This window comes from Arcticibacterium sp., assembly GCF_055134445.1.
In genome coordinates this window covers 135,647-141,699 of record NZ_JBSRVI010000166.1, presented here as the reverse complement: position 1 = coordinate 141,699, position 6,053 = coordinate 135,647, and the positions used below count along the sequence as shown (strand labels likewise).

Sequence of the window (6,053 nt, the reverse complement as noted above, 5' to 3'; positions counted from 1 at the left end):
TCTTATCAAAAGCGATAGAGGATGTGTTGAAATCAAATGAATTAATGATACCATCTCCAGATTGCGGTGCATTTATTCAGAATTATTTTCAAAACGCCGCTTCTAAAATTGGAAATGAAAACTTAGCAAGTGGAAATTCCTTTTTAGAAAAAAATAAAGCTAGGGCAGGAGTGGTTACTACACCTAGCGGGCTCCAGTATGAGATTATTACTGCAGGAGTAGGCATGAAACCTTTAAGTACGGAAAAGGTCAAAGTACACTATCACGGAACGCTTATTGACGGTACGGTCTTTGATAGTTCGGTGGAGAGAGGTTCTCCTGCTACATTTGGTGTGACTCAGGTCATACAAGGATGGGTAGAAGGACTACAATTAATGCCAGAAGGCTCTAAATGGAAACTATTTATTCCTTCGGATTTAGCTTATGGTCCAAGAGGGCAAGGAAAAATTGGCCCTAATTCTGCTTTGATTTTTGAAGTGGAGTTATTAGAAATTATTAAATAAGAGATGATGTTTTCTTATTCAACCTATTAAGAAAAAGAATGAAAAAGATTTTTTTAACATGCGGAGTGCTTCTTTTAGGTGCTTTTGTTTTTGGTCAAGAAACTTCCCATAAATATGGATATGAAGATTTAACACCTTCTGAAACGCAGCATAAGGTAGAGCAGTTTGTTACACAATTTTTAAATAATTACCACTATCAGAAATTTAAGGTAGACGATGAATTGTCTTCTAAGGTTTTTGATAACATGATTGAAAGTATAGATGGTGGACATTCTTACTTTACACAGTCAGAGATTGATGAATTTGAGAAATATAGATACCTCATTGATGATGCACTTCTATCTGGTGATCTTGATATTCCATTTACGGTATTTAATAGCTATAGGAAAGTATATAAAGAGCGGTTTGACTATGTGATGACTTACCTAGATAAACCTTTTGACTTTACATCAAACGCTACTTATAATGTAGACGAAGAAGGCAAAACCTGGGCCTCTTCTAAAGAGGAATTGAATGCGGAATGGGACAAGATCATTACAAGTCAGGCTTTGAGCTTAAAATTGAGTGGTAGTTCTGATAATGCGATAGTAAGTACGCTTAAGAAGAGGTTTGAAAGATATGAGTCTAGAGTAGGTAAATGGAGGTCAGAAGACGTTTTCCAGACCTACATGAATTCTTTTACAAGAGTTATTGACCCTCATACGAGTTATATGATTCCAAGTACTGCTGCCCAGTTTAACATTGATATGAGCCAGTCTTTAGAAGGAATTGGAGCGAGACTTCAAAATAGTGATGATTATGTCATGATAATGGATATCATTCCTGGAGGACCGTTATTTAAAACTCAAGAGTCTAATAAGGATGATTACATACTTGCAGTGGCACAAGGAGATGATGGTGACTTTCAGGATATCGTAGGTTGGTTAACAGACGACGCCGTAAATCTTATCAGAGGGAAAAAAGGAACTGTCGTAAGATTGCTCTTAAAAGCCAAGAATGCTCCTGTAAACTCTGAACCTAGAGAGGTAAGAATAGTAAGAGATAAAATTAAATTGGAAGAGGCTGTGGCTTCTTCTGAAATTCTAGAGCTAGAACAGAATGGCAAGAAATTTAAAATGGGACTCATTGATATCCCTATGTTTTATAGAGATTTTGATGGAGCAAGAAGCGGGTCTGATTTTCAGAGTACCACAAAGGATGTAGATGCTTTTCTTCATGACTTTAACAAAGAAGGGTTAGATGGTGTTATTATTGACCTTAGAAATAATGGAGGAGGTTCATTAACAGAGGCTATTGAGCTCACAGGACTTTTTATCACGAATGGTCCAGTAGTGCAGAGAAGAACCGGTAGAGGACGCATAGATGTGGAAGAAGATAAAAATTCAGCGGTCTCTTATGCTGGACCATTACTTGTCCTCCAAAACAGAGGCTCTGCTTCGGCATCTGAGATTTTTGCAGGTGCTATTCAAGACTATAATAGAGGTTTGATTGTGGGAGAGCAATCTTTCGGAAAAGGAACTGTACAGCAATTGGTAAATCTTGATCAATTTTTATTATCGCCAAAAGTAGCTTCTAGAAAAGGTGCTTCTACTAACGGTCTAGAGGAAGAGGAACGATATGGGCAGTTAAAATTAACTACGGAGAAATTCTATAGAATTACTGGAAATAGCACCCAAAACAAGGGGGTTGTTCCAGACATCGCCTTACCAACTCCATGGAACGCTGATGAAATGGGTGAAAGTAGCATGGAAAGTGCTCTTCCATATGATCAGATTTCGAGTTCTACATTTATGAATCAGAACGTGATAACGAATAAGGTCTTGGCAGCGGTGTTGGAGAAATATAATAGTAGGCTGGCAAATGATGAAGATATGAAACTTCTTATAGAGGATATAGAGATTTATAAAAGGCAAAGAGAAATAAAAGAGTATTCCCTTAATTATGAAGTAAGGCTCAAAGAAAAGACAGATAACGAAGAAGTGATTTCGGCCATCAAGAAATTAAGAAAAACGAAAGAAGGCGACGACAGATCGAATGATCTATACCTTGTGGAGGCACAAAAAATCCTAATGGATTTGATAGCTTTTCAAGAATAAAAGATAGCCTAATCCGATTAAAAAAAATAGACTTCTCATTAAATGGGAAGTCTATTTTTTTGTTTTAATCTTTTGCTAAAATTACTTGTCTTGCTTTTCGGCAGGTAATATAAAATGGATTGGATTTTTAACTTTGGTTTTTAACAGAGCTATTTCTAGAACATCATCCACGATGTCTACATAATGGAAAGTTAGACCTGTAGTATATTCCTCACCAATTTCTTCTACATCCTTTCTGTTTTTATAACAAAGTATTATCTCCTTAATATTGGCTCTTTTGGCCGCTAAGATTTTTTCCTTAATACCACCCACAGGAAGCACTTTGCCTCTAAGGGTAATTTCTCCCGTCATGGCTAAGTTATTTTTTATTTTCCTTTGCGTAAAAATGGAAGCCATTGACGTTAAAATCGTAATTCCAGCAGAAGGCCCGTCTTTAGGAACTGCACCTTGAGGGACATGTATGTGCAGGTCGTAATGTTGGAAAGTTCTGTAATCTATTTTAAGTTCTTCAGAGTTAGCCTTAAGATAAGACAGGGCTGTCATAGCAGATTCCTTCATGACATCACCTAGCTGACCAGAAAGGGTTAGCGTTCCTTTACCTCGGCTTAAATTGGATTCTATGAATAAAATGTCTCCACCTACCGGAGTCCAAGCCAAACCTGTTACTACACCCGCCATTTCGTTTCCTTCGTAGAGGTCTGTGTCAAAAATAGGCTGTCCTAGTAGCTCAATGATGTCGTCACCTTTTAAGTTGGTTTTGTATTCTTCATCCAGAGCTATGGCTTTAGCTATTTTTCTAACTACCGTTCCAACTTTCTGCTCCAAGGCTCTTACACCCGACTCTCTAGTATAACCTTCTACTAGTGTTACAAAAGCATCTTTATTGAGCTTCAAATCTTTTGACGTTAAGCCATGCTCTTCTAACTGCTTAGGAAGTAAATGTCTCTTAGCTATTTCTACCTTTTCTGCGACTGTATAACCGGTTAATTCAATGATTTCCATTCGGTCTCTCAAAGCAGACTGAATGGTGTCAAGAGAATTGGCTGTGGCAATGAATAACACCTTAGAAAGATCGAAATCTACTTCTAGATAGTTGTCTTTGAAAGCACTGTTTTGCTCAGGATCTAATACTTCTAATAATGCACTGGAAGGGTCACCTCTGTGGTCCCTGGAAATTTTATCAATTTCATCTAAAACAAAAACCGGATTTGATTTTTTCGCTTTATTGATGTTCTGAATGACTTTACCAGGCATAGCTCCGATATAAGTCTTTCTATGTCCTCTAATCTCTGATTCGTCATGAATACCACCGAGTGCCATTCTTACGTATTCTCTCCCAAGTGCTTTTGCTATAGATTTACCCAAAGAGGTTTTTCCAACACCAGGAGGGCCATAAAAACAAAGAATAGGAGCCTTCATGTCATTTCTTAACTTCAATACAGCTAAGTATTCAATAATACGCTCTTTAACTTTCTTTAGTCCATAATGGTCATCATCAAGAATTTTAGACGCTCTTTTAAGGTTAAAGTTGTCTCCACTTGTTTCATTCCAAGGCAAGTCTGCTAGAAGTTCAGCATATCCTACAGACATGCTATATTCTGGAGCCATGGAGTTTAGCCTTTGAATTTTATTAAGTTCTTTATTAAAATGCTCGTTGATTTCTGGACGCCATTTTTTCTTGGCTCCTTTCATTCTAAGTCTTTCAATCTCCTGATCGGGAGAATCCGAACCTAGTTCTTCCTGAAGTACTTTTATTTGTTGTCTTAAATAATACTCCCGCTGCTGTTGGTCTATATCTGAACTAGCCTTTGATTGAATGTCTTTCTTTATTTCAAGAACTTCTACTTCTTTGAGCATGTGCTCTAAAAGTTTATGAGCTTGCTCTCCGCCATCATATGTTTCTAATAGAAGCTGCTTTTCAGCAATACTAATATTTAGATTTGAAGATAAGAAGTGAGTTAAAAAGATAGGCGATTCTATATTATTAATAGCCATTTGGGCATCTCTAGGAATCTCTGGATTAAGATTTAGGATGTTGGCTGCAGTATCTTTCAAAGTAGAGATCAATGCCTTGGTCTCTTTCTTTTTAGCATTCGGAAATGTGTCAGTTATATATTCAACAGAGGCTGTTAAGAACGGATTGGTCTTTAGGATTTCTGTAATCTTAAACCTTCTTCGTCCTTGTACTATAATGGTCACATTGCCATCTGGCAACACTATCATTTTAAGGATATTTCCTACTGTGCCGATTTTATAAAGATCGTCTCCGGTAGGCTCATCTTTGGTTTGTTTAACTTGAGATACTATCCCGAGGGTTCTATCCCCCCTATATGCTTTTTTTACAAGCCTTATGGCCTTTGTTCGAGTAACTGTAACTGGAATAACAATGCCAGGAAACAGTACGGTATTTCTTAAGGGTAATAAAGGCAGGTTCTCTGGAAGGTTTTCATCACTTTCCATCACTTCGTCTGGTGAAGCTATCTCAATCATCTCTACGTTTTCCAAATCCGTATCACGATTGGCAAATTGTTCCAATAGTTCAAAATCTTTATTCATTCAGTAATTTTTCTTATGCCTCACATGCCACTCTGTCATTAATTAATGTACAAAAAAGCAATTGATATTCAAATATCTTATGGACTCTTAAAAGGTCAAGCTTAATGCCAAGCTATATGTATCGGCTATTTTGTCATACTTAAAGCCTCATAGATATACCTTTAGTATCTAAATATGATTTAAGTTCTGGAATCCCAATTTCCTTAAAGTGAAAAATGGAGGCGGCTAGGCCGGCATCCGCATATCCTGCTGTAAAAACGTCGTAGAAGTGTTCCATATTACCCGCACCTCCAGATGCTATTATGGGGATTCCTGCATTTCTAGAAATAGTAGAAGTCAGTGCTATGGCAAAACCATCTTTTGTGCCATCTGCATCCATTGAGGTTAAAAGTATTTCTCCTGCCCCTCTTTCTTCCACCTCTTTAGCCCACGAAATGGTTTCAAGGTCTGTAGGAGTTCTGCCACCATGAGTGTGAACCACATTTCTGGTTTTATCTACATGTCTTGTGTCAATAGCCACAACGATACACTGAGAACCAAATTCCTGTGCCAATTCTCCGATAAGCGTAGGGTTTTTTACAGCGGAAGAATTTATAGAAATTTTATCTGCACCAGCATTAAGAAGTGCAGAAACATCGGCCACTGAGCTAATACCACCGCCTACAGTAAATGGGATGTTGATAGTATGTGCCACTTTTTTTACCAAGTCTAAAAGCGTTTTTCTTCCGTCTACAGTGGCGGTAATATCTAAAAAAACAAGTTCGTCAGCACCGCTTTTGGCATACATATCTGCCAGTTCCACTGCGTCTCCAGCATCCCTTAGGTTTACGAAGTTAGTTCCTTTAACGGTGCGTCCTTCTTTAATATCTAAACAAGGTATTATTCTTTTGGTGAGCAT

Annotated in this window: 4 protein-coding genes; 2 read left to right on the top strand and 2 right to left on the bottom strand. The window is 37.6% G+C overall.

Annotated features, from left to right (window positions below):
• On the top strand, positions 1-503 hold a 503-nt coding region (locus ACTBZY_RS22265; protein WP_463048598.1), incomplete at its 5' end, for an FKBP-type peptidyl-prolyl cis-trans isomerase.
• Positions 504-541: 38 nt separating this feature from the next.
• Positions 542-2,599, top strand: coding sequence for a carboxy terminal-processing peptidase (locus tag ACTBZY_RS22260; protein WP_463048596.1), 2,058 nt, complete (start codon positions 542-544; stop codon positions 2,597-2,599).
• 81 nt (positions 2,600-2,680) lie between these two features.
• On the opposite strand, the gene lon is transcribed toward ACTBZY_RS22260, so the two are convergent.
• Both lon and hisF read right to left on the bottom strand, forming a co-directional pair.
• Positions 2,681-5,155, bottom strand: coding sequence for an endopeptidase La (gene lon, locus ACTBZY_RS22255; RefSeq protein ID WP_463048595.1), 2,475 nt, complete (start codon positions 5,153-5,155; stop codon positions 2,681-2,683).
• 139 nt (positions 5,156-5,294) lie between these two features.
• Positions 5,295-6,053 (bottom strand): imidazole glycerol phosphate synthase subunit HisF, encoded by a 759-nt coding sequence (gene hisF / locus ACTBZY_RS22250; protein WP_463048594.1) that lies wholly within the window; start codon positions 6,051-6,053, stop codon positions 5,295-5,297.

Coding starts and splice junctions, on each gene's coding strand:
- hisF (WP_463048594.1), bottom strand. CDS start 6,053: ATGCTCACCAAAAGAATAATACCTTGTTTAGATATTAAAGAAGGACGC.
- lon (WP_463048595.1), bottom strand. CDS start 5,155: ATGAATAAAGATTTTGAACTATTGGAACAATTTGCCAATCGTGATACG.
- ACTBZY_RS22260 (WP_463048596.1), top strand. CDS start 542: ATGAAAAAGATTTTTTTAACATGCGGAGTGCTTCTTTTAGGTGCTTTT.